Origin of the sequence: Malaciobacter mytili LMG 24559, assembly GCF_003346775.1 — a bacterium.
In the GTDB taxonomy this organism is placed as follows: Bacteria; Campylobacterota; Campylobacteria; order Campylobacterales; family Arcobacteraceae; genus Malaciobacter; species Malaciobacter mytili.
Genome location: NZ_CP031219.1, coordinates 186,979 through 212,593 on the forward strand (window position 1 = coordinate 186,979; position 25,615 = coordinate 212,593).

The following is a 25,615-nucleotide window of genomic DNA, read 5'->3' on the forward strand; positions in this document are numbered from 1 at the left end:
TAAGTATATTTTAATATTTTATTATAAATTCAGAGCCTTTATGAATTTCACTTTTAATTTCAAGCTTAAAATTATGTAGTGATAAAATAGAATGAACAATAAAAAGTCCTAATCCTAAAGAGTTATTCCAACCGTTTTTTGATACTCTATAAAACTTTTTATTAATCTTATTTAACTCTTTTTCTTCTATTCCAATACCTTTATCAATTATACTTATTGACTCTTGTGTTAAAATAACTTTAACATTATCTTCTGAATACTTTAAGGCATTTTCTATTAGATTTCCTATTGCTATTTCCATTAAGGTTTCATCTGCTTTTATTTTTATATCATTACCTTCAATAGTTACTTCATGATCTTTATATTTATCTTTTAAATCAGAAACTACTCTTTCACAAATTTTTTTTATTGAACAAGTTGTAAATAAAGTTTGTTGTTTTCCCTCTTCAAGTTTTAATGATAGTCTTAATTTATCAATAATTTGAGACATTTTTTCACCATTTGAACGAATTTTATTTAAAAACTTCTCTCTCATACTATTTGGCAAATCTGTATCATTTAATAAAGTCTCACTATATCCTGAAATAATAGCAATAGGATTTTTAAATTCATGGGAGATAGCTGAAATAATCTCATCTTTTTGTCTATTTGCTAGTTTTAATTTTGCAGTTTGTTTTGCTTTTTGTTTCTCTTTTTTTGCTAATTTTAAAGCAACCTTATTTAAGAATCTAGTTATTTTATTAAACTCTAAAGTATAATTTGAAGTGATTTCATAGCTTGGTTTTTTATCACTTAATTCAATTAAAAATTTTAAAATATTATCTGTTTCAGATTTAATTTTTATACTAATAAAATAAGTTATCATAAATGCAATAATTAAAAATATAGTAATAATTCCTATAATATGAAAAGATAACCTAATAAAATTTTCTTGAATTTTATCAGTATAATCAGCAAGTCTTATATAATAAGTCTCTTCATTTATTTTAATTTTTTTAGCAACATATAAAAGTTCTTTATTTAATGAACGAGAATATCTAATAATTTTACCAAATCCATCATATTTTGCATGAATAATTTCATATCTATTTTTATGATTTTCCATTGAGTCTTTATCTTTATCACTCTCTACTATAACTTTACCATTTTCATCTATTATTGTGATTCTTAGACTTGTTTTCTCTTTAAATTGCTGAACTGTATTTTCAATATCTTTAATATTATGTAAAACTAAAGCAATAGAGTCAATATTTTGAGATAGATTTTTCTCAATTTGGTTCATATAGATATTTTTAGACCAAAAATATGTAGTAAAACTAATACTTAAAAATATAAGAAAAAATATAATTACAAAGGTTCTAAGGAAGAGTTGATGTATTTTTAGCAAAAGATATACCCTTCCCCTCTAATAGATTTTATATACTCTTTCTTACCTTTTGGGTCAATTTTTGTTTTTAATCTTTTTATAGCCACATTTACTGTTTTTAGTTTTTTATCAAAAGAGTCTTCCCATACAGTATTTAATAGATGTTCTCTACTTAATAAAATATCTTTATTTTTTACAAACTCTAAAAGTAAATCATGCTCTAAATGAGTTAATTCTATGGCTTTGTCATCTATATAGAATTTTTTATTATTTGCTTTATATACTATATCTTTAACTTTTAAAATTTCTACTTCTTTTGCTGTTCTTTTAATAACTGCTTTTACTCTTGCTGATAGTTCTTTTAGATTAAAAGGTTTTGTAATATAATCATCAGCATAGTTTTCAAATCCTTCTAATATATCCTCATCTCTATCTTTTGCAGTTACATAAATAACAGGAGCATTAATTCCTTTTTTTCTAATTGTATTTATAAAAGTTGTACCATCAATTCCAGGAAGATTTCTATCCATTAAAATAAGGTCTATCTCTTCTTCTTCAATAATTTTATTTAAAACAGAGTTTACATTTAAACAACCAATAGTTTCATATCCTTCTTTTTGTAGGGTATATTCTAATAGTTCTAAAATATCCTCTTCATCTTCTACAATTAAAATAAGTTTTTTTTTCATATCTCTTCTTTTAGTAAATCTTTTTTTCCTGGTGAATATTTTATTGCAAGTATTCTAAATATAAAGAAAACTAAGATTACAAATAATAAAAAAAGAATAGTAAAGTAATCTTTATTTGTATGTGAAGTATAAATTACAACATCTCTAATAAGAAAGATTATAAAAATATCAATAACAAATCTTAGTCTTAATTTTGCTTTTTTTATAAAATCAGAGATCATTTTAACAACTTCCATAACTACAATGAACTCTAACATTAAAACAATAGTTTTTTGAAACTCTAAATGAGCAGCTAAAATGATAATAAAAATTATCAAAGCTGCCAAAAATTCATAATTATTTTTTACTTTTGTAATTGCACTTTTCATTGATTAGTGTAATAACTCTCCACCAATTCTAGCAAAAAGCATTAAGTTTGCTATGCTTGTAGCTCTATCTGCACATTTTTCTAGTTTTCTTAAGCTACTTAATAAGTTAAAATAGTCTCTTGATAATTCATGCTTTTTATTAATTATTTTAAGAACATTTTTTTCAACCATTGCATATAAATCATCAGTTTTACTCTCTTCAACTAAAACTTTATTATATTTTTCTTCAATAATTTTTTCATTATGTTCTTCAATCATACTTAATGAAATTTCTAAAGCATTTACAGCTGCTTTTTGTAAAGGAATAGCATATTCTAAAATTGTTTGTTCATCTAAATCCTCTGAAAAAGATTTTTTAAATGTTTTTATAAAAGTTTTTGAATTTGCTGCTGCTCTTACTAGCTCATTTGTAATTTTTAAATATGAAACCATCTCTCTTAAATCTTTAGCTTCTGGTGAATATAAAGCTAAAGTTGTAACTATTAAATTATCAATCTCATTTGATTTAGAAACTACTTTTCTTAATGATAGTTCTATATCTTTTAATTGATTAAAATCCTTATCTTTTAAAGCTTTTAATGAAGTTTGATTAGCTTTTAAAACTATCTCCCCTATAGTATTAATCTCATGCTTTATAAGATTTACCTTTTCTTCATAAGTTTTTAACATTATCCAAACCTTCCTGTAATATAATCTTCTGTTTTTTTATTGCTAGGATTAACAAAAATTGTTTCTGTTTCATCATATTCAATTAGTTTTCCTAAGTGAAAAAATGCAGTATAATCAGCAACTCTTGCTGCTTGTTGCATATTATGTGTAACTGTAATAATTGTATAATCTTGTTTAAGCTCTAACATTAGTGCCTCAATTTTCTCTGTTGAAATTGGATCAAGTGCTGAGGTAGGCTCATCCATTAAAATAACCTCAGGTCTTACTGCAATTGTTCTTGCAATACAAAGTCTTTGTTGTTGTCCTCCTGAAAGAGAAGTCCCAGGTTCTCCTAATTTATCTTTAACTTCATCCCAAAGTCCTGACTTTTTTAAAGAGATTTCAACTAACTCATCACATTCTCTACCTTTTTTTACAAGACCATGTTTAAGTGGTGCATATGCTACATTGTCATAAATAGATTTTGGAAAAGGATTTGGTTGTTGAAAAACCATTCCTATTCTTTTTCTAACACTTACTTCATCAACATCTTTATCATAGATATTTTTATTATCAATAACAATTTGACCATCAATTTTCACAACTGAGATTAAATCATTCATTCTATTTAAACATCTTAAGAATGTAGATTTTCCACATCCTGATGGACCAATTAAAGCTGTAATTTTATTTTTATAAATATCAACATCAATATTATGTAGGGCATGGTTATCTCCATACCATAGATTTAAAGAGTTTACATTTATTTTTACTTCATTATTTTTAATATCTTTACTCATAATTTTTCCTACCATTTAACTTCGAATTTTTTTCTTAAATATATTGCTAAGGTATTTAATGAAATTAATACACTTAATAAAACTATAATTCCAGCTGCTGTTTTTTCAATATACATTCTTTCTGGCATACCTGCCCAAGTAAAAATTTGTGCTGGCATAACTGTTGCAGCTTCCGTAACCATTGTTGGTGCATCAGGAATAAAGGCTATCATACCTACAATTATAAGTGGTGCAGTCTCTCCCATAGCTTGAGCTAATCCAATAATTGAACCTGTCATAATTCCAGGAAAAGCCAATGGTAAAACATGGTCCTTAGTTACTTGAATTTTTGTAAGACCTAGCCCATATCCTGCTTGTCTAATTGAATCAGGTACACTTCTTAATGCAGCTCTTGAACTTACAATAATAATTGGTAGTGTCATAAGTGCAAGAGTTAATCCCCCAACTAAAGGGGAACTTCTTGGTAATCCAAAAAGATTAATAAAAATTGCAAGACCTAAAAGACCAAATAAAATTGAAGGTATTGCTGCAAGGTTATTAATATTTACTTCAATTATCTGTGTAAATTTATTATCTTCTGCAAACTCTTCTAAATAAATCGCTGTCATAACACCAATAGGAAATGCTACAAGCATAGTAATAATTAAAGTTAAAATTGAACCGACAATTGCTGATTTTAATCCAGCATATTCTGGAATTTTTGAATCTCCATTTGTAAAGAAGATTTTATTAAATTTAAGCTCGGCTTGACCATAAGCTTTTAAATCATCAACTAAAGCTCTATCTTTTCTATTTAACTTATAATAATGATTTTTTAAATATTGATCCACTTGATCATCTGCTAATACCCACATCGTCATAGTTTTATTCATAAGTGTTGGATTTTCTTCAACTAATCTTGGAACATTTCTAAGCCATGCTCTTGAAACAATTTTTCTATATTTTTTATCAATTGCTTGTCTTGAATCTTTTATTGAAGCTTCATTAAAAGTTACATCAATATGTAAATAAGCTTGTTTAAAAGCAGGAAGTCCTTTTGTAACAATATCTGTTAAAAAGAAAGCTAAAAATACAATTGAAAAAACTAATGAACCTAATGCAAAAGCTTTAAATCTTCGTGAACTTCTATGTCTTTTATTTAATGTTGGATCATAGAATGGATTTTCTTCTTTATTTTTATTTTTTCTTCTAATTATCATAATGTATTCACTTTATATTTTTCTTTGAATTTTTTAATCATTGTTAAAGACACAATATTTAATACTAACGTTACAACAAATAGTATAAGTCCTAAAGCAAAAGCTGAAAGTGTTGCAGGTGAATCAAAGGCTTGATCTCCCACAAGGGCATCAACAATTCTAACTGTAACAGTTGTCATATCTTCTAAAGGATTTATAGATAAATTTGGTCTAAGTCCTGCTGCCATAACAACAATCATTGTTTCACCTAAGGCTTTAGATAATCCAAGTAGTGTTGCAGAGATAATTCCTGGCATAGCAGAGGGTAATACTATATTTCTAATAGTTTCACCATGAGTTAATCCTAGTCCTAAAGAGGCTTTTCTTTGAGAATCAGGAACAGCTCTAATTACATCATCACTTAATGAAGCAATTACTGGAATAATCATAATCCCCATTACAACTCCAGAAGCAAGGGCAGAGTTAAATGAAGCTTCAAGTCCAAAATAAGCTGCAACTTTTACTATTAATGGTGCAATTGTAATTGCTGCAAAGAAACCATAAACAACAGTTGGAATACCTGCAAGTATTTCTAATAATGGTTTTAAAGCATTTCTTACTTTTCCTGAAGCATATTCACTCATATAAATAGCACTTCCAAGTCCAATAGGAATTGAAACCGCCATTGCTATAAAAGTAATAATAAAAGTACCTGCAAAAATTGGAACAGCCCCAAATTTACTATTTACAATTCCTGGAGACCATTCAGTTCCTGAAATAAAGTACCAAAAACTTCTTAATTGGAAAAATTCTATTGCTTCAAAAAGAATTGAAAATAAAATTCCAAATGTAGTTAAAATAGAAATAACTGATGCTGTAATAAGTAAAAATTTAATCAGTTTCTCTTTTAACTCTCTTGATTTATTTCTTGTTTCAAAGGGTGTCAATACTCTTACCTTTATTTATAAAATTTAAGAAATTCTATAAAACAATGGTTACAGTATGGTTACATAAGTATGCAACTTCCCATAGGTACGGGGATTTCCTTTGAATCTTTTTTTATTTTTCCAATAATTTTATCAAAGTTTTCTTGCTTTGATTTATTGGAAATTTCAATAATAGCACTACTTACAGATAGTAAAGAAAATTTTCTTTGTACTCCAAATCTATCTTTTGTTAAAATGTAACCATTTTGCAGCTCTTTTTCATTATATAAACTGCTTACATTATTTTTAAAAGCCTCTTGAATTTGGGCAATAAGTTTATATACAAATTCAAACTCTTTATTTTTAAAGCCAATAAAAAAATCATCTCCCCCAATATGAGCAATAAAAGTATCTTTTTCTAGGTGTTTTTGTAAAAGTTCAGAAAAGATTAAAATGGCTCTATCCCCTTGTCTAAATCCATAATAATCATTGAAAGGTTTAAAGTCATTAAAATCAAAATATACTATATGTGTAATTTGTTCATTTTTAAAGCTTTCATTTAAAAAATTATTTATTTGATTGTTTCCTGGAAGTTTTGTTAGAGGGTTTTGATTTTGTGCAATTTCTAGATTTCTTTTATATGAAAGGGATAAAAGATTATTTACATTAATAAATCCTGCATATTTTCCATTTTTAGTAACAAAAATACCTTTTGATTGATTTCCTTTTAGATTAAACATTTCTAAGGTTTTATCAATACCCCAAGAGATTTCTATAGATAGAGTTTGTTTTAAATATGAACTTAGTTTTGATTTAAAAGAGACATTTTGTGCTAAAGCTAAACCATATTGAGAATAAGAGATTTTTTTAATATCAACTTCATGGATTACTCCTATTAAAGTTTTATATTCATTGATAATTGGAACAAAGTTATTATTTGGATATTCTTTAAAATATAAAAATAAATCATGTAATGAAGAGTTGATATTTAAAGGTTCTATATATTCTATATAGTCTTTATCTATTAAATTATTTGATTTGTTTCTTCTATCATTTTCAAATAAATTGGGAATATTATCGTAACTACTTTTAATATGCTCAATATTTATGGTTGGTTTTGAAATTAAAAAGCCTTGAATATAATCTATATTAATATCTTTACAAGTATAATATTCAGCAATTTCTTCAATTCCCTCCGCAATTACTTTTATTCCCATAATATGAGCCATATCTACTATTGAAGAACAAAAAAGTTTTTTTCTTGAATCTTTATTGATATTTCTTATAAAAAATCTATCAAGTTTAATATAGTGAGCTTCACTTAAATATAAAAGTTCTAATCCTGAAATTCCTGTTCCAAAATCATCAATAGCAATATTATAACCTTCACTTTTATAGTTATTTAGTATTTTATTAACCATTATCTTATTTTGCATAGTGCCATTTTCTGTTATTTCAAAACAAATACTATCTTGTTTTAAATTTAACTCTTGTAAGATTTTAGTTGTATTACCTTTTTCAAAATCTGGCATAAATAAAAGTCTATTATCAAGGTTATAAAAAAGTTTGATATTCTCTATTTTTATATATTTAAATTTTTCAATAGCTTTTCTTCTTAATAATAAATCTACTTTATATAAAATTTTTTTTTCAAAAAAATTATCAAATAAATCAGGGATAGATTGAAATCCTAAATTTTGATAACCTCTAATTAAGGCTTCAACTGCAAAGGTTTTCCCATTGTATGTATTAACAATTGGTTGAAAGGCATAATCTAATTTATCAAGTAATAAAGATAAGTTTTCATCAGTAAAAAGTTTTGAGGATGACATTAAAGGCCTTTATGTAGTTATATATATAGATCTTTTTTTACTTGTTCGCAAAATAATAAAGACCTATATTTATAGCTAAGAAAGAGGGGGAGAGAGTCCCTCTTTTTATTAATGGCTAGCTTTTAAAGCTTCTAAAGTAACTTTTTCTCTTTTTGCTACAGATTCTCTAATAGCTTTTCTAGTTTCATCTGGAAGTGGGATTAATCCGATTTCAGTTAAAATTCCACCTTTTCCAATCATCATCTCATCCATAAATAATTTTACATAATCTTTTATTGCTGGAACTTCTTTTTCGTGTGCATTTTTAATATAGAAGAATAAAGATCTTGCAATTGGATATTTATGTGATGCAATAGCTTCAGGAGTTGGCATAACACCATCAACTTTAGCACCAATTAATTTATCTTCATTTTCAACTAAGAATGAGTATCCAAAAATACCAAATGCATCTTTGTTTTTATTTAATTTTTGAACTATAATATTGTCATTTTCACCAGATGGTACATATACTCCATCTTGTCTAACTTTACTATATTTTTTATACCCTTTATTAGCCTCTTTATCTTTTTCATATAAAGAAGTATATTCTTTCATCTTTTTAAAAGTTGCTTGCATTACCATCTCTTCAAATGCATCTCTTGTTCCAGAAGATTTTGGTGGTCCATAAATAATAATTTCTCTATTTGGTAAAGAAGCATCAATATCAGACCATTTTTTATATGGGTTTGCAATTAAGTTTCCATTTTTATCTGGAACTTCAGCTGCAACTGCAAGAGCTAATTGTTTTTTAGTAATAGAAAAAGGATTATTTGATTTTGATTGAGCAAAAGCAATACCGTCAAATCCAATTACAGCTTCAGTAATATCAGTAACACCATTTTTTTCACATAATTGGAACTCTTTTGGTTTCATTCTTCTTGAAGCATTTGTAATATCAGGAGTATTTAAATCAACACCTGCACAAAATAGTTTCATTCCTCCACCTGAACCAGTAGATTCTACTACTGGAGTTGGATATTTAGTTGTTGCTCCTAACTCTTCAGCAACAGCAGATGCAAAAGGATATACAGTTGATGAACCAACCATTTTTATTTGATCTCTAGCACTTAAGCTAACAGTTAACGCCGCACTTGCTATAATAGCCAATGTCGTTTTTTTCATTGTCATTTCTTGTTCTCCATTAAATGTTTGATAAAGAAATTATAAAACTTATTGGTTACATTTTGGTTACTGATTTTAAAATTAGGGGAGTGTAAAGATTATTTAAAAAATAAGTTAAGAATTTAAAGAAAAATGAGGAAGTTAAACTTCACTCATTTCCATAAGTTTTGCTTGATGGTCAGCAATTAGTGGATCAATGATTTCATCAAATAATCCATCATTCATGATGTATTCAAGTCTATAAAGTGTAAGGTTAATTCTGTGGTCAGTTATTCTATTTTGTGGATAATTATATGTTCTAATTCTTCCACTTCTATCTCCTGTACCAACTTGGGCTTTTCTATCTGCACCTTCTTGAGCCATTTGTTCTTGCATTTGTAAGTCAAAAAGTCTAGCTTTAAGAACTTTCATGGCTTTTTCTTTATTTTTATGCTGTGACTTTTGGTCTTGATTTGTTACTACTATACCTGTTGGTAAGTGAGTAATTCTAACAGCACTATCTGTTGTATTTACAGATTGTCCACCACAACCACTTGATCTCATAACATCAATTTTTAAATCATTTGGATTAATATCTATTTCAATATCATCAACTTCAGGCATAACTGCAACAGTGATTGCAGAAGTATGAACTCTTCCTTGTGACTCTGTTGCTGGTACCCTTTGAACTCTATGAGTACCACCTTCAAATTTAAGTTTACTGTAAACATGGTCACCTTTAAAAAGAGCAACAATCTCTTTATAACCACCAGCTTCACTCTCACTTGAGTTCATTATTTCAACTTTCCAGCCATTGTTTTCTGCATATCTTAAGTAACCTTTAAAAAGGTCACTTACGAAAATTGCAGCTTCATCACCACCAGTTCCTGCCCTTAATTCCAAATAGATGTTTTTGTTATCATTTGGATCTTTAGGAATCATAAGAATTTTTATCTCATTTTCTAATTGAGGTTTTTTTTGTTCTAATTCTTTTAATTCCTCTTTTGCAAGCTCACCTAACTCTTCATCTTCTAAAAGCAATTTATTATCTTCAATATCATTAACTACTTGAATATACTCTTTTGCTTTTTTAACAATAGGTTGGATTGATGATTGCTCTTTAGATAGATCTGTCATTTTCTTGATGTCATTAATAACATCAGGTGAAATTAACATTTTGTTAATTTCTTCATATCTATCTATAAAAGGCTGTAGTTTATTTTTTAACATTTATATTTTACTTAATAATAATATATTATATAGCGTTTACTTTAACTTGTAATCTACTTACTTTTCTTGCTGCGTTACCTCTTTTTAGGATTCCTTTGCTTACGCAGTGGTGAAAGTATTTATTCGCAGTTTTAACTGCAGCAGTTGCTTTTTCTTTATCATTTGCTTCAATAGCAGATAATACATCTTTAGTAATGTTTTTAATTCTAGTTTTGTAGAATCTGTTTCTTTCAGTTCTAACTTTAGTTTGTCTAGCTCTTTTTTCAGCAGATTTATGGTTTGCCATTTTATTTAACCTCTTTATAAAAATTTTAAGGGTAGAATACTACCTAAAGTAACTTTAAATTAAGTTTAAATTTAGGAAGATTTAATGAAACTATTTGGAACTGATGGTGTTAGAGGAAAAGCAGGTGATTTTTTAGATGCAATCACTACAATAAAGTTAGCTATGGCTGCTGGGATATATTTTAGAAAACACTCTACAACAAATAAAATATTGGTTGGAAAAGATACAAGAAGAAGTGGATATATGATTGAGAATGCACTTGTTTCTGGGCTTACTGCTGTTGGATATGATGTGATACAAATAGGTCCTATGCCAACTCCAGCTATTGCTTATTTAACTGAGAGTATGAGATGTGATGCAGGGATTATGATAAGTGCTTCACATAATCCTTATGATGACAATGGAATTAAATTTTTTGATAATCATGGAAATAAATTAAGTTCTAATTGTGAAAAAGAAATAGAAAAAATCTTTTTTGATGAAGAATATTTAAATTCTCAACAAAAAACAGGCAAAGAAATAGGTTCTTCAAAAAGAATAGATGATGTAATTGGACGATATATTGTTTCAATTAAAAGCTCTTTTCCAAAAGATTTAACACTTCATGGATTAAGAATAGTTTTAGATTGTGCAAATGGTGCAGCATATAAAGTTGGTCCTACAATTTTAGAAGAATTAGGAGCAGAAGTAATTACAATTAATAATAAACCAAATGGATTTAATATTAATGATGACTGTGGAGCTTTACACCCTAAAAATGTAGGTAAATATGTTTTAGAAACAAGGGCAGATATTGGTATTGCACTTGATGGTGATGCAGATAGACTTGTAGTAATTGATGAAAAAGGTGAAGTTGTACCAGGGGATAAACTAATAGGTGCTTTATGTACTTATTTATCTAATCAAGAGTTACTAGAAACAAATGCTTGTGTAGCAACAGTTATGAGTAATCAAGCCTTAGAAGATTATTTAAAAGATCATAAAATTGAGTTAAAAAGAAGTGATGTTGGGGATAAATATGTTCTTGAGTGTATGAAAGACTCTTGCATTAATTTTGGTGGAGAACAAAGTGGACATATAATCTTCTCTGATGTGGCAAAAACTGGTGATGGGCTAGCTTCTGCACTTCAAGTATTAGCTATGATTTTAAAAAGCAAAAAGAAAGCTAGCGAAGCTTTAAACCCTTTTGAACTATATCCACAAGTTTTAAAAAATTTAGTTGTTAGTGAAAAGAAACCTTTAGATGAATTAGAAGGGCTAAAAGAACTTCAAGAAGAAATAAAATCTATGGGTATAAGAGATTTAATAAGATACTCAGGAACAGAAAAAAAACTAAGAATTTTACTTGAAGGAAAAGATAAAAAGCTTGTTGATGAATATATGGAAAAATTAGTAAGTTTTTTTAAAGATAGGTTATGAAAATAATTACTTCAATAAGTATTTTTATTGTAGTTTTTATCCTTGACCAGTTTATAAAATATGCTTTTGTATATTTTGGTTGGGGATATGAAGGAAGTTGCTTATCTTTTCAGCTTGCATATAATTATGGGGTAGCTTTTTCAATGTTCTCTTTTCTAAAAGAGTATTTAAAATATATTCAGCTTTTTTTAGTAGTGGGTGGACTAATTTATTTATATTTTAATAAAGAGGTGCTAAAAGAGTATGCTTTACCAATTTCACTACTTTTTGCAGGTGGTTTATCAAATATTTTAGATAGATTTACTTATGGAGCTGTAGTTGATTATATCTATTGGCATTGTGGTTTTGAATTTGCAATTTTTAACTTAGCAGATATGATTATAAACCTTGCGGTGGCAATAATTATTTATAAGCAGATATTTACTAAAAAAGATCAAAAAAACTAATCCTTTTAAAAGGTTAAATTTTTTTTAGCTATAATCTTGCGACAAATTATATATTAAGTAGGTAATAAATGGGACAAACAATAACTGAGAAAATATTTAGTGAGCATGTAGGAAGAGAAGTATATGCAGGAGAAATCATTAGATGTAATATAGATATGGTAATTGGAAATGATATTACTACACCTATTTCTATTAAAGCATTTGAAGAGAGTGGGAGAGAAAAACTTGCTAATCCAGAAGGTTTTGCTATTGTACTAGATCATTTTATTCCAGCAAAAGATATTGCAAGTGCAAACCAAGCAAAAATCTCAAGAGATTTTGCAATGAAGCATAACTTAAAATATTTCTTTGATGAAAAAGATATGGGAATTGAACATGCACTTTTACCTGAAAAAGGATTAGTATTACCAGGAGATGTTATTATTGGTGCAGATTCACATACATGTACACATGGTGCTTTAGGAGCATTTAGTACAGGGATGGGAAGTACTGATATTTCTTTTGGGATGATTACCGGAGGAAATTGGTTTAAAGTTCCTGAGTCTATTAAAGTAGTATTTAATGGAAAACCAAAAGAGTATGTTACTGGAAAAGATTTAATTTTAGAGGTTATTAGAATTTTAGGTGTTGATGGAGCACTATATAAAACTTTAGAATTTACAGGAACTACAATTGCTTATTTAACAATGGATGATAGATTCTCTTTATGTAATATGGCCATTGAAGCAGGGGCTAAAAATGGTATTGTTGCTTATGATGAAATTACAAAAGAGTTTTTAGATACAAGGGAATCTTTAAGAGCTGAACCAAAAATTCATTATAGTGATGAAGATGCAACTTATTGTCAAGTTATTGAAATTGATGTTGAAAATTTAGAACCAGTTATTGCATATCCTTTCTTACCATCAAATGGACATCCTGTTTCTCAAGCAGTGGCAGATGAAATTAGAGTTGATCAAGTATTTATTGGTTCATGTACAAATGGAAGATTAAGTGATTTTAAAGTTGCTGCGGAGATTTTAAAAGATAAAAAAGTAGCAAGACATGTTAGACTTATCTTAACTCCAGGAACTCAAAAAATTCTAAGAGATGCTACAAAATTAGGTTATATTGATACTTTAGTTGATGCAGGAGCAGTTGTATCAAATCCAACTTGTGGAGCATGTTTAGGTGGATATATGGGTATTTTAGGAGATAATGAAGTATGTATCTCTACAACAAATAGAAACTTTGTTGGAAGAATGGGAAGTAGAAGTTCAAAAATCTATTTAGCAAATAGTGCAGTTGCAGCTGCTAGTGCAATTTCTGGATATATTACTGATCCAAATAGTCTATAATTATGATTCCACAATTTAAAATACCTTGTGTAATTTTATGTGGTGGCAAAAGTTCAAGAATGGGAGAAGATAAATCTCTTCTTCCTTTTTTTGATAAATCTTCACTAACTCAATATCAATATGATAGATTAAAACCTTATTTTACAAAAATATTTCTTTCTTCAAAAACTAATAAATTTAATTTTGAAGCTAAGTTAATTTTAGAGGAAAATGAAATATATTCTCCTATTGTTGCAATAGATAGTATTATAAAAAAACTTTATAATTATGATAAATTTTTTCTAATAACTGTTGATACTCCATTAGTTAAAATTGAATCAATAAATCAATTGATATTAGAAAGTATTGATAGTGATATTTGTGTTGCCCAAACTGAAAAAATACATAATTTATGTGGAGTTTTTTCTACAAATATAAAACCTATTGTAGCTGAGATGCTAAAGAAAGATATTCATAAAGTAGGCTATCTTCTAGACCAAGTTAAAAGTAAAAAAATAATATTTAAAGATGAAGAAGAATTTTTAAATTTAAATAATAAAGAAGAGTATCTTAAAGCTCTTAAAATTATAAGTTAAACAAATATTTATTATTATAAGTTTAAGTTATGTTTAAGTATAATATTATCTAACTTCTGCTATGCTAACTTTTATAAGATAAAATTATAAAAGGAAGCAAAATGGCAAACAATGAGCTTGAAAAAGCACTAGATATATTAGATTCTGAACTTAAAAAGCAAGGTTTATCAAGAAGGGAAGCTTTAAAAGTTGCAGGTTTAGGATCAGCAGCATTTTTGATGGGATCAACGGAAGTTGAAGCTGCTACTCTTAATGCTAGTGATGTTAAAGCAAAAATTGTAATTGTTGGAGGGGGACTATCAGGAGTTGCTACTGCTGCTAGGCTTACTAATTCTTTATCTAATCCAGATATTACAATAATCGAACCAAATCCAAAATCAGTATCATATCAACCTGGTAATACTTTAATTGCCTCTGGTATATATACAAAAGCAGATATTGAATTTGAAAGTAAGGATTTCACTCCTAAAGGAACAAAAGTAATTCAAGATAAAGTAGTTGAATTTGATCCTGAAAATAATATAGTTGTAACTTCTTCTGGAGAAAAAGTAAGTTATGATTTTCTAATTATTGCAGCAGGATTAACTTTAGATTTTGGAAGAATTAAAGGATTAGAAGCAATTGGAGAACTTACTACTTTAGGTGATGCAAGTTCTTTATTAAATACTTTTAAAGATAGTGGAGTATGCTCTATTTATAGTGTAGATGGTGCTGTAAAAACTTGGGAAGAGATGCAAAAATTTATTGCTAAAGCAAAAGCTGGACAAAAAGTAAAAGGTGTATTTACTCATCCAAATACTGCAATTAAGTGTGGAGGAGCACCTAAAAAAATTATGTATCTAACTAATGCAAGATTAGTTGAAGCAGGTGCAAGAGATAATGCAGAACTAACTTTTTATCCAAATGGTGGAACTATGTTTGGAGTTCCAGAGTACCATGATGCAATTGTAAAACAATTTGAAGCAAGAGATATGAAATGGCAATATAATCATAATTTGGTTGCTGTTGATTTAGAAAATAAAATTGCTACTTTTAATCATCACTGGAAAGAAAAAGGAGAGTGGGATAAGGATTTAGAAGAGTATGCAATGATAAATAAAAATGAAGATGTAAATGTAGAGTTTGATTTTCTTCATATAACTCCTCCTATGAAAGCTCCAGATGAGATTGGAAACTCTGCTGTTGGTTCAGCAAAAGGGTTTGTTCCTGTAAATAAAGAGACTTTACAACATGTAAAATATAAAAATATTTTTTCAATAGGTGATATTGCTGCTGTTCCTATGGGAAAAACAGGTGGAAGTGTAAGAAAACAATATAAAGTATTAGTTGATAACTTAATTTCTACAATGGAAGGTAAACCTTTAACTTCTAAGTATGAAGGATATACAGTTTGTCCTTTAATTACAGATATAGGGAAAGTTATGTTAGCAGAATTTGATTGGTCAAAAAAACCAACTCCTTCTTTTCCACTTGATCCAATACAAGAAAGATATATTTGGTGGTTATTAAAGGTTTATGCACTTAAACCTATGACTATGTATGGAATGTTATCAGGTAGAGCATAATAAAAACAAAGAGAGAACTCTCTTTGTTTTTAGAGGAAAGAACTTGAAAAAAGAAATCTTAATATATCTAACAATTTTAATTTTCGCTTCATCTTTGATGCACTTTGAGGAGTTTACTTCTCACTTTTTTCAACATATAATTAATTTAAAAACTGCTGGGGCATATGGACTTACATATTTTCATCCTTTTGTTTTTACTTTTATTATTTATATAATTATATTACTTCCAAGAATAGTAATCAAAAAAATCTTTACTTATAAAATAAATAAAAAATAATTTTATATTAAGTTATTTTACAATCTTATAATTCTAATAAGATTTGTTAATACACCATAAAAAGGACTATTCTAACTCCTCTTTTTATAATTGAAAAATTATAATTCTATAAAATAATTTAATAAAAAAGTGAGTTTTTTTATTAATTTTAAACCAATTATAAATACAATTGTGTATATAATATTATTAAGTGATTTTTAATAGTCAAATGGAAGGAGACTATAATGAATGACAAATTAGAAAAAATTTTAGATGAAAATTTAAAAAAAGAAGGTCTATCAAGAAGAGAGGCTATAAAGTTATTAGGTGCATCAAGTGCTTTATTTATGATTAATGAAGAAGCACAAGCTTCAGCAAAAAAGCTAGATGGGAAAAATGTAAAAATACTAATTATTGGTGGAGGTTTAGCTGGAATTTCAACAGCTGCTAGATTAAATAATGGTTTAGATAATGCAAAAATTACAATAATTGAGCCAAACTTAAAATCAGTATCATATCAACCTGGAAATACTTTTATTGGGGCAGGCTTATATAAAAAAGAGGATGTATTATTTAATACAAAAGATTTTTTACCAAAAGAAGTAGAATTTATAAATGATAAAGCAGTTGCCTTTGAGCCTGATAATAATATAGTAGAAACAATAAATAGTGGAAAATTTACATATGATTATTTGATAATTGCAACAGGTGTTGTTTTAGATTTTGCTAAAATCAAAGGTTTAGAAGAGTTATCAAATTACTATACTATACAAGATTCACAAAGTATAATAAAGCTTTTTAAAAATAGTGGTGCAAGTACAGTATATAATGTTCAAGCAGCTGAAATTACATGGGAAAATATGCAAAAGTGCATAGAAAATGCTTCAAAGGGCATAAAACAAAATGCTGTATTTACACACCCAGATACGGCTATTAAATGTGGTGGTGCTCCTAAAAAAATGATGTATTTAATGAATGCAAGATTAAATGAAGTTTCAAAAGAAGCAAGAGCTAATGTTAATATGACTTTTTACCCTAATGGAAATAAAATGTTTAGCGTAAAAGAGTATGAAGATGCTATTATTGAACAGTATAAACAAAGAAATATGTATTGGAAATATGGGCATAATTTAATTGAAGTTGATTTAAAAAATAAAGTTGCAACTTTTAATCATCATTGGCAAGAAAAAGGTGCTTGGGATAAAGATTTAGAAGAGTATGAAGTTATTAAAAAAAGTGAAAATGTAAGTGTTCCTTATGATTTTTTACATATAGCTCCACCTATGAAAGCTCCAGATGAGATAGGAAACTCTGCTTTAGGTTCTGCAAAAGGTTGGGTTCCTGTAAATAAAGAGACTTTACAACATGTAAAATATAAAAATGTTTTCTCTTTAGGAGATGTTGCAGCAGTTCCTTTGGGAAAAACAGGAGGAAGTGTAAGAAAACAATATAAAGTGGTTGCTGACAATATTATGGCTCTTATAAATAATAAACCATTAGAGGCAAAATATGATGGATATACTGTATGTCCTATAATAACAGATATTGGAAAAGTTATGTTAGCTGAGTTTGATTGGAGTATGAAACCAACACCATCTTTTCCCCTTGACCCAACACAAGAGAGGTATATTTGGTGGTTATTAAAAGCCTATGTATTAAAACCTATGACAATGTATGGAATGTTGTCAGGTAGAGCATAATTTAAAATAAAGGGAAGAAAATGAAAAACTTATTATTAGTAAAAAGTGTTTTAGTTGCAGGATTGATTTTTTCAGGGTGTACAAGTACTTCTAATGTATCTATAAAACAACCAAATGAAAAAGTTAAACACTTAATTGAGCAATATAAATTACAAAGTGTAGATTATAATTATGTAAAAAAAGCAATAGGAAATGGTACAAGTGCAACAGCAAGTGCTATTTTAGTTGATGCTAGACCAAATGCAAAATACTTAAAAAGTACAATTCCTACAAGTGTAAATATCCCAGATACTAAGTTTGAAGAGTATTATAAAATAGTTGAAAATATATCAAAAGATAAAGAAATTATAGTATATTGTGGTGGATATAGTTGTGAAAAAAGTCCTATTGTTGCAAATTTATTAATAAAAAAAGGTTTTAAAAATGTAAAAGTTTATCCAGGAGGAGAACCTGAATGGATAAAAAACAATTATGCAGAGGTTGATACAGTAGTAGTTAAAGCAACTATGAATAATAACTCAGCAGTTTTAATAGATGCAAGACCTTATAAACTTTATTTAAAAGAAACAATTGTAGGAGCAATATCTATTCCTGATACACAATTAGAAGAATTAGTAGGAAGATTTCCATCTAACAAAAATGAAAAAATTATAGTATTTTGTGGTGGATTTAAATGTGAAAAATCGCATATTGTTGCTGATAAGTTAGTATCTTTAGGATATAAAAATGTTTTTGTTTATGCAGGTGGAGTTCCACAATGGAAAAAAGAAAAACTTCCAACAACAGCAGGTGCAAAAGTAGCAGAAGTTGCTAAAGTAAGTGCTAAAAAACAGTTTAGTTCAAAAGGATTAAAGCTTGGAAGTGATGAGGGAACTGTTGATGGTGATTGGTTAAAGGTTCAAATTTTAGCTAATAATGTACCTTCATTTATTCAAATTGTAGATGTTAGATCAAAAGCTGAGTTTGCTGAGGGACATTTTAAAAATGCTATAAATATTGAAGCTGGAAAATTAACTGCAAAAGAGTTATATGAAAAATTACCTAAAGATAAAACAATTGTATTTAATTGTAGTGCAGGTGGAAGATCACTTGAAGCTTGGGCAAAATTAAATGATGAAAAATATGATGTATCTGAAATTTACTATTTTGATGCAAATGTAAGTTGCAAAGGTAATAATTGTACTATTGAAGTAAATGAACCTTTAGAGTAAAAGTTCTGTATCAATCTTTTAGATTGATACAGATAAAATATATATAATTTATAAAAGTAAAAATATGAGGTAACGGTATTTTTAACATAATTACTCCTTATTTTAAATAGGTATAAAATAAGTTAATAGCAATTAAAATTACTATTAACATAGGAAATTTGAATGATGTAGAAATCTTTTTTATTTTATATGTTAAATATATTAAATAAAATAGATATAGATATAGTATTAACAAATATATCAAAGTTAGTTGTTTCCCAAGTGTAGAAAAATGAATAAAAAATCCAATTGCAACTATTATTGCTTCATATATTTTTAATTGTTTTATATAAAAAAAAAGATAACACTCAAGAAATTTTATTAATCCATAAATAAATATCATTAACAAACTTTATTAGAATGGCAACTTCCACAATTATTTCCTACAGTAGGAGCATTTGCTGTAGTAAGTCCCCAACCAAAAGCTAACGGCACAATAATTTGTATAAATTTCCCTTCAGTGTCTTTCATTTCTTTTTTATTTAATATTGAAAAATTAGCAAAGTCATTAAATACCAAATTTTTCCATATTAAACTCCTTAGTATAATATTAATAATTAAAATCATTATAAAAAATATAAACTTAAGATAATATTAATTATTACTTTTTGGTTTAAAAAAATTTAATCTTATAGATTTTTTGTTTATATTTTTTAATTAAATAGATTTATTATAAGTTAAGATATAGGAATAAAGGTATAAAAAAAAGGTAAGAAGATAACTTCTTACCTTTTTATTTGCAAATTTAAAAAATTATGCTGCTAATGCTTCTTTAGCTTTAACTACTAATGCTGCAAATGCTGCTGCATCATGCATAGCTAAATCAGCTAAGATTTTTCTATCTAATTCAATATTAGCTAATTTTAATCCATTCATAAATCTTGAATAGTTAATATCATTTAATCTACAAGCAGCGTTGATTCTGATGATCCAAAGCTTTCTAATATCTCTTTTCTTTTGTCTTCTATCTCTATAAGCGTAAACTAAACTTCTTTCTAATTGTTCTTTCGCTTTTCTAAAGTGTTTTCTTCTACCGCTAAAAAATCCTCTAGCAGCTTTTAAAACTTTTTTATGTCTTCTTCTTCTAACTACACCAGTTTTAACTCTTGGCATATTTTTCCTTTCTTTACCGTATATTTTAATAGGTGTCGATTTTATAAATCGAACTTGTCCACTTTATGTGGAGGGACTTGTAATTTTATAAAAATTACCTTATTAACAATTTAACATTTTTTTAACTCTTGCAGTATCAACAGCTGCAACAGTTTGTGGACCTCTTAGGTTTCTTTTTCTTTTTGGGCTCTTTTTAGTTAAGATATGGCTTCTAAAAGCTGAACCTCTTTTAATAGAACCATTTTTTTTCACTTTAAATCTCTTTAAAGCTCCACTATTAGATTTCATCTTTGGCATTGTGGAATCCTTTCTTAAAATTTGCATTTTCATATAATTGAAAAAGTTCGTGATTTTACTTAAAATAAGCTTTGAATAAGTTTAAGTATATAGAACAATAGTAGTAGAGTTTCTACTACTATTTAAGATTATTTATTTTTTTCCTTTGGAAGAACTAGCATATTTACATATCTTCCTTCAAGTTTTGGTTCTTTGTCCATTACTCCAAATTCTTCAAGCATTGGCCAAATTCTATTTAGAACTTCAATTCCTGATTCAGGGTGAGCCATCTCTCTACCTTTTAGGAATACTCTAAATCTTACATGCTTTCCTTCTTCTAAAAATTCAATAGCATGTTTAACTTTATAGTTAATATCATTGTCAGCAATTTTTACAGATAATTTAATCTCTTTAATTTCAATGATTTTTTGTTTTTTCTTAGCTTCTTTTTTCTTTTTCTCTTGTTGGTATCTAAATTTACCATAATCCATAATTTTAGCAACAGGAGGTTTTGCTTCTGGCGCAATAAGTACTAAGTCTAGCCCTAATTCTTCTGCAGTTGCAAGAGCATCTTTTGTTGAGATGATTCCATAATTTGTACCATCATCACTCATACATCTTACTTCTTTTACTGTAATTTCCTCATTCATTATTACATCGTCTTTTTTATTGTTTCGACTCAAATTTCACATCCTTTTTTAATTTCAACTAACATATTTATAAACTCCTCTTTCGTCATATTTGACTGCTCTCTCTTTCTTCTGTCTCTTAATGCTATAGAGTTGTTTTCAACTTCTTCATCACCAATAACAACAATCATTGGAACTCTTTGTTTTTCCGCCATTCTAATTCTTTTATTTAAACTTTCGTTCATATCAAAAATTTTAGAATCTATCTCTTTATATAACAGTTCTTTTTGTAGTTGTTTTGCATATTCAACATGTGTATTTGCAATTGGTACAAAGATAACTTCTGTTGGAGCGATAATAAAAGGGAACTCTCCAGCACAGTGTTCTGTTAGAATACCAATAAATCTTTCAAAAGAACCTAAAATTGCCCTATGAATCATTACAGGTTGTTCTTTTTCCCCTTTATCGTTTATATACTCTACATTAAATCTACTTGGTAAGTTCATATCAACTTGAACTGTACCACATTGCCATTTTCTTCCAATAGCATCTAAGATTTTAATATCAATTTTAGGACCATAAAAAGCTCCTCCACCTTCATCAATTCCATATGGTAGATTGTGCTCATCTAGTGCATCCATGATTCCTTTTGTAGTTTTTTCCCAAAATTCATCATCTCCAATGGCTTTTTCAGGTTTAGTTGAAACTTCCATTTCATATTTAAAATCAAATATACTCATAAGTTTATCAACAAACTCTAAAACTTCAATAATTACATCTTTTACTTGTGCTTGTGTACAAAAAATATGAGCATCATCTTGAGTAAATTCTCTTACTCTAAATAGTCCGTGCATAGCTCCACTCATTTCGTGTCTATGTACTACTCCATATTCAAAAAGTTTTTTTGGTAAATCTTTATATGAAACTAAACTATTTTTAAAAATTTGAATATGTCCTACACAGTTCATAGGTTTAATACCATATTCCTGCTCATCAATTGTAGTAAAATACATATTTTCTTTATAGTTTGCATAGTGACCAGAGATTTTCCACATATCTGATTTTAAAATTTCTGGACCACGTACTGGTTCATATCCTCTTACTCTATGAGCTTTGTATAGGATTTTTTCTAATTTACTTCTAAGCCTAGCACCATTTGGTAGCCACATAGGAAGACCAGCTCCCACATCATCATTAAAAGTAAATAGATCTAATTCAGTACCTAATTTTCTATGGTCTCTTTTTTTTGCTTCTTCTAACATTTTAATATAGTCATTTAATTCTTGTTTATCGAAAAATGCTATACCATAGATTCTTGTAATCATTTCATTTTTTTCATCACCACCAAGATAAGCACCTGCTATTCTTGTAAGTTTAAAATTTCTAATCATTCTAGTATTAGGTACATGAGGACCTCTACATAAGTCTTCAAAATCACCTTGCTTATAAATAGTTAGAGTTGAATCTGTGATGTTTTTAAGTACCGCTTGTTTAAGCTCATCATTTGCGAATTTTTTTAAGATTTCTTCTTTGGTTGTCTCATATCTTTGAATTGGTAGCTTTTCATTTGCAAGCTCTTTCATTTTCTTTTCAATTTTTGTAAGATCCTCTTCTGATATTTTAGAATCTACTTTGAAATCATAATAAAATCCCTCTTTAACAACAGGACCAACAAAGAATTTAGCTTCAGGATATAACGCTTTAATAGCTTGAGCCATTAGGTGAGCACATGAATGTCTTAAAATCTCTAAAGATTCAGGAGAACTGTCACTTTTTATCTCTTCACCAGTTATATTTAAAGCTTCCGCAGTTTGAAGATCATATATTTGACCTTCACTTAATACACCAATTGGTTCCAATAATTTCCTTTTTTTTAGTTTTCTTATAGAATTTGGTACATTTTATCGCAATTGCACTTAAATTTAATCTTAATAATAGTTTATTAATAAATTTTGGGTAAAATATGGAATGATTTTAAACCTATCAAAGATAAAAACAGAAGCTTTATTATTGTTCTGTAAAGATTTAATTCTTTCTTATAAAGATAAAGATGAAAAATTATTTAATATAGAAGAAGAGTTAGATAATTATATTAATAGTGTAAGTGAAGATATTTTAAAACAGATAAATAATGTAACTTTTGATACAGAACACTATTTAAAAAATAGAAAACATTATAGAATTAAAGCTGTATTAATTGCTTATAATTTTATAAATGATCAAATCTCTAAATATCTAGCACAAGGAAGTGCTTTTAATCCTGCTATGTTATTTCTTGCTTTACTTGCAGTTTGGTTTAAAGAACTAGATAAAGAAAGAACTTCAAAAGAGTTTATTTATTTTACACTTTTTCCTTATGGAAATGTATATGATAAACTACTAATAAATGTAAAAGATAATGATTTTAAAAAAATAAATATTGAGATGATGGATATTGCGGAAAAAACTATTTTTAATTTAGATAAAGTCTCTTTTAAATAAGAGACTTTATTTTTAGAATCTATATCTAATATTTGCTGAAAAGTTTTTAGCCTCTTCAACAGCATTAGGAGAATCACTAATTTTTACAGGTGTTCCAAAGTCTCCAAAGAAACCATTACTTCCTGTATAATCATATTTTATTTGTGTATATCTTAAAGTAAAACTAAGAGCATCAGTTAATTTTTGGTGTCTATATACTTCCCAAGCAGTACCACGTGCAGCAATTTTACTTCCTGCCATAGTATCTTCACCATAAGTCATAGATCTCCAGTATTTACTACCTTTGTTCCATTCTATTCCTACTCTTGCTTTTTCAGATAATGGACATGGCATATTTGCACCAATCCAAAAAGAGTGACCAGTTTCAGAATCAGCTGAACCTAACATTGCTTTGTTTCCATCAGGATCAGTTTTACTCATAGCATATGAAGCAAATACTGTTGTATCATCTAAGAAATCAGAAATACCATTTCCAATTCCATAAGCTTTAAACATAATTGTAGCTAATTCTATATCTCCAAAATTATAGAATTTACCATTACTATCAGGTTGTCCATCAGCATTTGCATCTTGATTTCCTATTAAATTCCAAGCTTTTGCATAGTTCATATGTACTGAGTATTGTCCATTATCATAAGGAACAAAAATAAATCCGGCCATATCAACATTTTCACTTGTATCATTATCATCTATATAATCAAGCCCATCTGAAGAAAATCTAAGTTTTGCATTAGTTAATCCTCTACCTACGCAAAACTTAAGCCACATTCCATTTATACCTGTTAGTTTATCAAGGTTAAATCTAGCACTAGCTCCATCAAATTCCACATTTACTGTATGTGAAAGAGCAGATTTTCTTTCTTGGTCAGCTCTTAAACTAATTCCCAAACCATCTGTTGAAGGACGCCTTCCAATACTAGCTGTCCAAGAAACATCATTGTTTCCAAAGAAAGAATCATTTGTATATAGCCAATATGCCTCTTTTACTTTTAAGCTATTATCATTTGTAGCAGCTTCATTTGTTACCCAATCAAAGCTTGCATTATTTCTTGTTTGTCCATCAATTTGAGCTCTATTATCCCCAAATAATTTATTATAAGAAAGTGTTCCATAAAAAGTTGAGTTTTCATCAGCTTGGAATTTCATTCCTAACCAAAGTCTATTAGAGTATATAGAGTTATTTGTTAGTTTTTTACCATTTGATAGTTTATATTGAACATTATCATATTGTGTTCTAAAATCAACATCCCACTTTATATTATCTCCTGCATCATGTGCTTTTACTTCTTGAATTTTTTCAGAGTTTTTCTTTACATTTTTTTCAAGTTTTGTAAATCTTTTATCTGTAAAAGTCTTTTCAAGTGTAGTTACTTTGTCTTGATTTGAATTTAATTTCTTTTCAAGCATTTCAATTTGTTTTTTCAATAACTCGATTTGTTTCATCATCTCATTATTTGATATTTCTGATGAAAAAGCACAAGTTGTTAATGCTGCAACAGTTGATAAAGCAATTATCCCCTTTTTCATTAAGTGCTCCTTGGTGTATAATAACTAAAACTTATACTCATTGTATTAAGTATATTAAATATTATATAACTATAACTTTTAATTAATACTTAACATAATATTATTTTTACTTATAATAAAAATAATAAAAAAGGGGAAGAGATTACCTCTTCCCCTTTTATTTATTAACAAGAAGGAACATTCCCTGAGTCATTTGCATATTCATAAGAAAAATCATAAATATGTTCCATCCAAGATTCTTGAACATAACCTTTTTTTACTTTTGGACAAATTTTGATTATTTCATCTTCAAATTTACCAGCATTTTTGATCTCTTCCCATTGATCTTGAGAATGCTGTGCAGCAAATTTTGCTCCAGTCATACCACAAGGATTTTTTAACTTTTTAGAAAAAAGTTTTTGTCCTTTTACTGCATCTGCTGATGCTGTTGTTGTTAAAACACCTAATGTTAATGATGCTGCTAATGCAATCTTTGCCAATTTTGTCATTATAACTCTCCTAATTAAAATTTGGGTATAATTATATTTTATAAATATAAAAAACCTGACAACAAACTATTATAACATAAAGTGAATTAA

Annotated in this window: 27 protein-coding genes; 9 read left to right on the forward strand and 18 right to left on the reverse strand. The window is 27.7% G+C overall.

What is annotated here, in order from left to right:
• Positions 1 to 10 precede the first annotated feature (10 nt).
• From AMYT_RS00960 to rpsT, 11 genes are all read right to left on the reverse strand, one after another.
• Complete coding sequence (locus tag AMYT_RS00960; protein ID WP_228197876.1) at positions 11 to 1,282, reverse strand: sensor histidine kinase; 1,272 nt, start codon at positions 1,280 to 1,282, stop codon at positions 11 to 13.
• 98 nt (positions 1,283 to 1,380) lie between these two features.
• Positions 1,381 to 2,055, reverse strand: coding sequence for a response regulator transcription factor (locus AMYT_RS00965; RefSeq protein ID WP_114840705.1), 675 nt, complete (start codon positions 2,053 to 2,055; stop codon positions 1,381 to 1,383).
• Positions 2,052 to 2,423 carry a phosphate-starvation-inducible PsiE family protein gene (locus AMYT_RS00970; RefSeq protein ID WP_114840706.1) on the reverse strand — a complete coding sequence of 124 codons (372 nt, stop codon included), beginning with the start codon at positions 2,421 to 2,423 and terminating at the stop codon, positions 2,052 to 2,054. Before AMYT_RS00970 ends, AMYT_RS00965 begins: the two co-directional genes overlap by 4 nt.
• A gap of 3 nt (positions 2,424 to 2,426) precedes the next feature.
• A complete protein-coding gene (locus tag AMYT_RS00975; RefSeq protein ID WP_114840707.1) occupies positions 2,427 to 3,092 on the reverse strand; it encodes a phosphate signaling complex PhoU family protein in 666 nt (221 codons plus the stop codon).
• Complete coding sequence (pstB, locus tag AMYT_RS00980) at positions 3,092 to 3,871, reverse strand: phosphate ABC transporter ATP-binding protein PstB (RefSeq protein WP_114840708.1); 780 nt, start codon at positions 3,869 to 3,871, stop codon at positions 3,092 to 3,094. The genes AMYT_RS00975 and pstB overlap by 1 nt, the downstream gene beginning before the upstream one ends.
• Before the next feature lie 8 nt (positions 3,872 to 3,879).
• The gene (gene pstA, locus AMYT_RS00985; RefSeq protein WP_114840709.1) at positions 3,880 to 5,070 is read right to left on the reverse strand and encodes a phosphate ABC transporter permease PstA; all 1,191 of its coding nucleotides are present in this window, start codon (positions 5,068 to 5,070) and stop codon (positions 3,880 to 3,882) included.
• Positions 5,067 to 5,996, reverse strand: a complete 930-nt coding sequence (gene pstC, locus AMYT_RS00990; protein WP_114840710.1) for a phosphate ABC transporter permease subunit PstC — start codon at positions 5,994 to 5,996, stop codon at positions 5,067 to 5,069. The genes pstA and pstC overlap by 4 nt, the downstream gene beginning before the upstream one ends.
• Positions 5,997 to 6,055: 59 nt before the next feature.
• Entirely contained in the window at positions 6,056 to 7,807 is a 1,752-nt protein-coding gene (locus tag AMYT_RS00995) for a GGDEF domain-containing protein (RefSeq protein ID WP_114840711.1), read from the reverse strand.
• Positions 7,808 to 7,915: 108 nt separating this feature from the next.
• Positions 7,916 to 8,968: a PstS family phosphate ABC transporter substrate-binding protein gene (locus tag AMYT_RS01000; protein ID WP_228197877.1), complete on the reverse strand. Its 1,053-nt coding sequence runs from the start codon at positions 8,966 to 8,968 to the stop codon at positions 7,916 to 7,918.
• A 141-nt stretch (positions 8,969 to 9,109) separates the two neighbouring features.
• Entirely contained in the window at positions 9,110 to 10,177 is a 1,068-nt protein-coding gene (gene prfA / locus AMYT_RS01005) for a peptide chain release factor 1 (RefSeq protein WP_114840713.1), read from the reverse strand.
• A 25-nt stretch (positions 10,178 to 10,202) separates the two neighbouring features.
• Entirely contained in the window at positions 10,203 to 10,463 is a 261-nt protein-coding gene (gene rpsT, locus AMYT_RS01010; RefSeq protein ID WP_114840714.1) for a 30S ribosomal protein S20, read from the reverse strand.
• 84 nt (positions 10,464 to 10,547) lie between these two features.
• Here rpsT and glmM point away from each other — a divergent pair, with 84 nt between their 5' ends.
• The 8 genes from glmM (at position 10,548) to AMYT_RS01050 (ending at position 18,972) form a co-directional block, all read left to right on the forward strand.
• Positions 10,548 to 11,882: a phosphoglucosamine mutase gene (glmM, locus tag AMYT_RS01015; RefSeq protein ID WP_114840715.1), complete on the forward strand. Its 1,335-nt coding sequence runs from the start codon at positions 10,548 to 10,550 to the stop codon at positions 11,880 to 11,882.
• Positions 11,879 to 12,328: a signal peptidase II gene (gene lspA / locus AMYT_RS01020; RefSeq protein WP_114840716.1), complete on the forward strand. Its 450-nt coding sequence runs from the start codon at positions 11,879 to 11,881 to the stop codon at positions 12,326 to 12,328. Before glmM ends, lspA begins: the two co-directional genes overlap by 4 nt.
• 68 nt (positions 12,329 to 12,396) lie before the next feature.
• Positions 12,397 to 13,665, forward strand: a complete 1,269-nt coding sequence (gene leuC / locus AMYT_RS01025; RefSeq protein WP_114840717.1) for a 3-isopropylmalate dehydratase large subunit — start codon at positions 12,397 to 12,399, stop codon at positions 13,663 to 13,665.
• Between the two features lie 2 nt (positions 13,666 to 13,667).
• Positions 13,668 to 14,240, forward strand: coding sequence for a molybdenum cofactor guanylyltransferase MobA (gene mobA / locus AMYT_RS01030; protein ID WP_228197878.1), 573 nt, complete (start codon positions 13,668 to 13,670; stop codon positions 14,238 to 14,240).
• Between the two features lie 101 nt (positions 14,241 to 14,341).
• Entirely contained in the window at positions 14,342 to 15,805 is a 1,464-nt protein-coding gene (locus tag AMYT_RS01035) for an NAD(P)/FAD-dependent oxidoreductase (protein WP_114840719.1), read from the forward strand.
• Positions 15,806 to 15,848: 43 nt separating this feature from the next.
• Entirely contained in the window at positions 15,849 to 16,082 is a 234-nt protein-coding gene (locus AMYT_RS01040; protein WP_114840720.1) for a hypothetical protein, read from the forward strand.
• A 224-nt stretch (positions 16,083 to 16,306) separates the two neighbouring features.
• The gene (locus AMYT_RS01045; RefSeq protein WP_114840721.1) at positions 16,307 to 17,761 is read left to right on the forward strand and encodes an NAD(P)/FAD-dependent oxidoreductase; all 1,455 of its coding nucleotides are present in this window, start codon (positions 16,307 to 16,309) and stop codon (positions 17,759 to 17,761) included.
• A gap of 20 nt (positions 17,762 to 17,781) precedes the next feature.
• Positions 17,782 to 18,972, forward strand: a complete 1,191-nt coding sequence (locus tag AMYT_RS01050) for a rhodanese-like domain-containing protein (protein ID WP_114840722.1) — start codon at positions 17,782 to 17,784, stop codon at positions 18,970 to 18,972.
• Between the two features lie 381 nt (positions 18,973 to 19,353).
• Here AMYT_RS01050 and AMYT_RS15115 read toward each other — a convergent pair whose 3' ends face one another.
• From AMYT_RS15115 to thrS, 5 genes are all read right to left on the reverse strand, one after another.
• Positions 19,354 to 19,482 carry a hypothetical protein gene (locus AMYT_RS15115; RefSeq protein ID WP_265936027.1) on the reverse strand — a complete coding sequence of 43 codons (129 nt, stop codon included), beginning with the start codon at positions 19,480 to 19,482 and terminating at the stop codon, positions 19,354 to 19,356.
• 282 nt (positions 19,483 to 19,764) lie between these two features.
• The gene (rplT, locus tag AMYT_RS01060; RefSeq protein ID WP_114840724.1) at positions 19,765 to 20,124 is read right to left on the reverse strand and encodes a 50S ribosomal protein L20; all 360 of its coding nucleotides are present in this window, start codon (positions 20,122 to 20,124) and stop codon (positions 19,765 to 19,767) included.
• A gap of 102 nt (positions 20,125 to 20,226) precedes the next feature.
• Positions 20,227 to 20,421: a 50S ribosomal protein L35 gene (rpmI, locus tag AMYT_RS01065; RefSeq protein WP_114840725.1), complete on the reverse strand. Its 195-nt coding sequence runs from the start codon at positions 20,419 to 20,421 to the stop codon at positions 20,227 to 20,229.
• Between the two features lie 128 nt (positions 20,422 to 20,549).
• A complete protein-coding gene (infC, locus tag AMYT_RS01070; protein ID WP_407657355.1) occupies positions 20,550 to 21,050 on the reverse strand; it encodes a translation initiation factor IF-3 in 501 nt (166 codons plus the stop codon).
• Between the two features lie 29 nt (positions 21,051 to 21,079).
• Positions 21,080 to 22,888 (reverse strand): threonine--tRNA ligase, encoded by a 1,809-nt coding sequence (gene thrS, locus AMYT_RS01075; protein ID WP_114840727.1) that lies wholly within the window; start codon positions 22,886 to 22,888, stop codon positions 21,080 to 21,082.
• Positions 22,889 to 22,997: 109 nt separating this feature from the next.
• Here thrS and AMYT_RS01080 point away from each other — a divergent pair, with 109 nt between their 5' ends.
• Positions 22,998 to 23,510: a hypothetical protein gene (locus tag AMYT_RS01080; RefSeq protein ID WP_114840728.1), complete on the forward strand. Its 513-nt coding sequence runs from the start codon at positions 22,998 to 23,000 to the stop codon at positions 23,508 to 23,510.
• Between the two features lie 12 nt (positions 23,511 to 23,522).
• Here AMYT_RS01080 and AMYT_RS01085 read toward each other — a convergent pair whose 3' ends face one another.
• Positions 23,523 to 25,037, reverse strand: coding sequence for a DUF3373 family protein (locus AMYT_RS01085; RefSeq protein ID WP_114840729.1), 1,515 nt, complete (start codon positions 25,035 to 25,037; stop codon positions 23,523 to 23,525).
• Between the two features lie 164 nt (positions 25,038 to 25,201).
• Positions 25,202 to 25,525, reverse strand: a complete 324-nt coding sequence (locus AMYT_RS01090) for a cytochrome C (protein WP_114840730.1) — start codon at positions 25,523 to 25,525, stop codon at positions 25,202 to 25,204.
• Between the last annotated feature and the right edge of the window lie 90 nt (positions 25,526 to 25,615).

Bases quoted from the DNA above. Each gene is read 5' to 3' on its own strand.
- AMYT_RS00960 (WP_228197876.1), bottom strand. From the start codon at position 1,282: ATGAACCAAATTGAGAAAAATCTATCTCAAAATATTGACTCTATTGCT.
- AMYT_RS00965 (WP_114840705.1), bottom strand. From the start codon at position 2,055: ATGAAAAAAAAACTTATTTTAATTGTAGAAGATGAAGAGGATATTTTA.
- AMYT_RS00970 (WP_114840706.1), bottom strand. From the start codon at position 2,423: ATGAAAAGTGCAATTACAAAAGTAAAAAATAATTATGAATTTTTGGCA.
- AMYT_RS00975 (WP_114840707.1), bottom strand. From the start codon at position 3,092: ATGTTAAAAACTTATGAAGAAAAGGTAAATCTTATAAAGCATGAGATT.
- pstB (WP_114840708.1), bottom strand. From the start codon at position 3,871: ATGAGTAAAGATATTAAAAATAATGAAGTAAAAATAAATGTAAACTCT.
- pstA (WP_114840709.1), bottom strand. From the start codon at position 5,070: ATGATAATTAGAAGAAAAAATAAAAATAAAGAAGAAAATCCATTCTAT.
- AMYT_RS00995 (WP_114840711.1), bottom strand. From the start codon at position 7,807: ATGTCATCCTCAAAACTTTTTACTGATGAAAACTTATCTTTATTACTT.
- AMYT_RS01000 (WP_228197877.1), bottom strand. From the start codon at position 8,968: ATGAAAAAAACGACATTGGCTATTATAGCAAGTGCGGCGTTAACTGTT.
- prfA (WP_114840713.1), bottom strand. From the start codon at position 10,177: ATGTTAAAAAATAAACTACAGCCTTTTATAGATAGATATGAAGAAATT.
- rpsT (WP_114840714.1), bottom strand. From the start codon at position 10,463: ATGGCAAACCATAAATCTGCTGAAAAAAGAGCTAGACAAACTAAAGTT.
- glmM (WP_114840715.1), top strand. From the start codon at position 10,548: ATGAAACTATTTGGAACTGATGGTGTTAGAGGAAAAGCAGGTGATTTT.
- lspA (WP_114840716.1), top strand. From the start codon at position 11,879: ATGAAAATAATTACTTCAATAAGTATTTTTATTGTAGTTTTTATCCTT.
- leuC (WP_114840717.1), top strand. From the start codon at position 12,397: ATGGGACAAACAATAACTGAGAAAATATTTAGTGAGCATGTAGGAAGA.
- mobA (WP_228197878.1), top strand. From the start codon at position 13,668: ATGATTCCACAATTTAAAATACCTTGTGTAATTTTATGTGGTGGCAAA.
- AMYT_RS01035 (WP_114840719.1), top strand. From the start codon at position 14,342: ATGGCAAACAATGAGCTTGAAAAAGCACTAGATATATTAGATTCTGAA.
- AMYT_RS01045 (WP_114840721.1), top strand. From the start codon at position 16,307: ATGAATGACAAATTAGAAAAAATTTTAGATGAAAATTTAAAAAAAGAA.
- AMYT_RS01050 (WP_114840722.1), top strand. From the start codon at position 17,782: ATGAAAAACTTATTATTAGTAAAAAGTGTTTTAGTTGCAGGATTGATT.
- AMYT_RS15115 (WP_265936027.1), bottom strand. From the start codon at position 19,482: ATGAAAGACACTGAAGGGAAATTTATACAAATTATTGTGCCGTTAGCT.
- rplT (WP_114840724.1), bottom strand. From the start codon at position 20,124: ATGCCAAGAGTTAAAACTGGTGTAGTTAGAAGAAGAAGACATAAAAAA.
- rpmI (WP_114840725.1), bottom strand. From the start codon at position 20,421: ATGCCAAAGATGAAATCTAATAGTGGAGCTTTAAAGAGATTTAAAGTG.
- infC (WP_407657355.1), bottom strand. From the start codon at position 21,050: ATGAATGAGGAAATTACAGTAAAAGAAGTAAGATGTATGAGTGATGAT.
- AMYT_RS01080 (WP_114840728.1), top strand. From the start codon at position 22,998: ATGATTTTAAACCTATCAAAGATAAAAACAGAAGCTTTATTATTGTTC.
- AMYT_RS01085 (WP_114840729.1), bottom strand. From the start codon at position 25,037: ATGAAAAAGGGGATAATTGCTTTATCAACTGTTGCAGCATTAACAACT.
- AMYT_RS01090 (WP_114840730.1), bottom strand. From the start codon at position 25,525: ATGACAAAATTGGCAAAGATTGCATTAGCAGCATCATTAACATTAGGT.